Annotated in this window: 2 protein-coding genes, 1 tRNA gene and 1 pseudogene; 1 reads left to right on the top strand and 3 read right to left on the bottom strand. The window is 71.3% G+C overall.

The genetic code is table 11. The features are described 5' to 3' along the window. Positions 1-2: 2 nt before the first annotated feature. The 3 genes and pseudogenes from I5G_RS03290 to I5G_RS20325 all read right to left on the bottom strand — a co-directional run. Positions 3-79: transfer RNA gene (locus I5G_RS03290), tRNA-Pro, on the bottom strand. Between the two features lie 100 nt (positions 80-179). Next, the gene (locus I5G_RS03285; protein WP_148286386.1) at positions 180-1700 is read right to left on the bottom strand and encodes a hypothetical protein; all 1521 of its coding nucleotides are present in this window, start codon (positions 1698-1700) and stop codon (positions 180-182) included. Positions 1701-1814: 114 nt separating this feature from the next. Further along, positions 1815-2117 (bottom strand): annotated as a pseudogene (locus tag I5G_RS20325) (metallophosphoesterase); the annotation flags it as partial. Here I5G_RS20325 and I5G_RS26330 point away from each other — a divergent pair. After that, on the top strand, positions 2097-2922 hold an 826-nt coding region (locus I5G_RS26330; protein WP_239642479.1), incomplete at its 3' end, for an Ig-like domain-containing protein. The pseudogene I5G_RS20325 and the gene I5G_RS26330 sit on opposite strands and share 21 nt — an antisense overlap.

Genomic DNA, 2922 nt, shown 5'->3' with positions numbered 1-2922 from the left:
GATGGTCGGGGTGACAGGATTTGAACCTGCGGCCTCGTCGTCCCGAACGACGCGCGCTACCAAGCTGCGCCACACCCCGTGGCCAACCCTATAAGTCTACCCCGTTCGCGGGCGTGGTTCGAACCGGGCCGTCGGGCGGGCGCGTCGCGAGCGGAAGCGCTCGCCCGACAGGGATCGGCTCAGGCTGGGGCGGTGGGGAAACGGCGGCGGCGTGCTGTCAGGATCACCCCGACCCCGATGGCCACCGTCACGGCCGCGAGGACTCCCGCGGGCGCCAGGCCGGCAGCGGAGACCCCGGTCGTCGCGAGAGCCGTCGGCGGTTCCGCGGCGGGTGGCGCCGCCGCGGGCGTGACGAGGGGCGGCGTCGGGGTCGGCGCCGGCGTTTCCGAGGGCGGAGGCGGCACGAGTTGCCGGGTCTGCGTCGGGGTGGCGAACCGTTCCACCCAGACGTATCGAAGAGGCAGGTGCAGGACGGTTTCAGGACTCTGGTCCGCGCGTTCGATCCGCCACACCGCGGTGTAGACGCCAGGCCCCGGAAGGGGTTCGGGCGTGGCGACGGTGTACGTACCCGGACCCGCCGCCGGATCGGTGGTCACCTCGAGCCGGGCGACCGGCGTCAGGCCGTCCGGCACGACGGGCGCCTCGGCCGGGAAGTCGCCGGTGCGATAGACGTCCCCCCGCGCGCGGAGGCGCACGAAGCTTCCGTCGGCCGCGCGGGGCCAGACGTTCTCGCCGGAGGAGAGCGTGACGGCGTCGATGAAGCGACCGTCCTGAATGCGCGCTTCCGTATGGATGCGTGGCGAGAACACGATCGGACGCGCGATGGCATCTTCCGCCGTCAACTCGAAGCGCTGGGGCTCGGCGGGGCCCGCCGACTCCTGCTGGCCGAGAGTCGTGAACAGGCGCACAGCGGCGGCCCGGACCGAGAACGCGCCGCGGGCACGCACGGTGTAGGGGCGCCCGTCGGTGTCGCGCGGAGGCGACGCGAGGATCGGGTAGGTCCGTCCCGGCGCGACGTCGGCGCGGTCGGCCGTGCCGGTGTCGGCGAACACCGCACCGTCGAGATGCAGCCCGCCGGTGGCATCCGGGTCGACATCGGCGGCGACCGTTCCGCGGGTCGGATCGTCCGGGTTCGTCGTGAGGGTCAGAGTCCCCCCGGCGCGCGGTACGCGGATCGTGGACGCCTCCGCGAGATAGCGCTCCGCGCGGTCCTGCACGGCGGCGCTGTTCTCGGGACTGGCGCGACGCATGATGTAGTCGATCGCCTCGCGCAGCGAGTCTCCTTCGTACCCCCACGAGTGCAGCGTCGTATCTCGGTCCGCGGTCGCCTTCACGGCCCATCCGACGCCGGCCGCCTGCACGGGGTCATCGGTCTGTCCGTAGGTCGTGACGAGGTAGTTGATCGAGACGAGCTGCTGCGGCGTCAGGCCCCTGGCATCCGTCTGAACGCCCTGGTCGGTCGTGGGTCCGGTCGCCACCGGCAGCCCCGGATGGATGCAATACGTCTCGACGTCGCCGACGCGCATCGAACCGTGCCACCCGGTGGAGGAGAGCGGGGCCCAGGTGCCGAATCCGGTGCCGCGGTCGGCCGCCTCGGCCGGGGCCGCGACGGCCACCGTTCCGGCGAGGAACGCCACGGAGGTGACGAGGGCGAGGACGACCCGCGAAGCGCGGCGTCGGTGCGGAGGAGGGTGGTGCATCGAGTGTCCCTTCGGTCGAGGAGACTCGATCATGCGATTTCGAGACGCCCGCCGAACGGGCGAAAGGATCGATCCGTGGATGGATCGCCCCTTTCGTGGGTGGGGGAGGAGGGGTCAGACCGGCAGAAGCGTGAGCAGCGTCGCTTCGGGGCGGCAGGCGAAGCGCACCGGCGCGTAGATCGAGTGCCCCAGGCCGGCGCTCACGTTCAGAGGCACCGTGCGCCCGCCGTGCGTCCACGCGCTGAGGCCGCGCGCCTGATCCAGCGGCAGGTCGCAGTTCGACACCAGGGCCTTTCGGCTGAAGGGGACCCGCACCTGCCCGCCGTGGGTGTGCCCCGCGAGCAGGACATCGGCGCCCAGGTCGATGAACCGGTCGAGCGTGCGCTGGTAGGGCGCATGCATGACACCCAGTGTCAGGTCGACTTCACGCCCGCCGTGCCGTACATCAAGTCGCGGGACATCGAGGGCCTCCGCAAGACCAACGCGGGCCTCATCGACACCACGATCCTGGAGCGCGACGGCGTCTACTACCGCTTCACGAAGGGGACGGAGCAGACCGCCTGCCGTCCCGACATCGTGGCGGAGAAGGGCACCGATTTGCGTGCTCCGTCGTCCTCGGGTGAGTGGACCAAGTTCGACACGTGCCTCTCGGCCAATGCCGGTCTTCCCGAGACCGAGGGTCCGTCGGCGTTCCGCTCGAACCCGGGCGACATCAACGGTGACCGCAACTATGTGTTCGTCGACTGGTTCGGCGGCGGCGGATACATCCCGCTCTACACCGAGTCGCTCGAAGACGGCAAGGTCGACTGGAAGGTGCCGGCGAAGTACTCGCTGCCGCCGTCCCCGCGTCACGGTGTCGCGTTCGGCATCACCCGCGAGGAGCGCGACCGCGTTCTGGCCAGGTGGAACCCGCAAGACGTGGTGACCTCGGTCGCCCCGGTCTCGCTCGAGGTCACTCCCGGCACGACGTCGGTCGTCCTCCCCACGACCGTCGATGCCACCCGAGGGACCGGCACCGCACCCGTCGGTGTGACCTGGGACGCGCAGGACCTGTCGTCGCTGAAGGCTCCCGGCGACAGCGTCCAGGTGCGCGGCGCGCTGAACGACGGGTCGGCGACCCCCGCGATCGCGACGATCACCGCGGTCGGCACCCGCGTGGCATCCACCTCCGTCACCCTCGGGTACGGCTCGAAGGTGCTCGCGCTCGGAAGCACGGCCCCCC

The sequence above is a fragment of the Microbacterium sp. B19 genome (assembly GCF_000333395.1).
Lineage (GTDB): Bacteria > Actinomycetota > Actinomycetes > Actinomycetales > Microbacteriaceae > Microbacterium.
This window is presented reverse-complemented; position numbering and strand designations above follow the sequence as displayed.

What these genes read in the sequence shown, in the direction of transcription:
- I5G_RS03285 (WP_148286386.1), bottom strand. Translation starts at nt 1,700, where the DNA reads ATGCACCACCCTCCTCCGCACCGACGCCGCGCTTCGCGGGTCGTCCTC.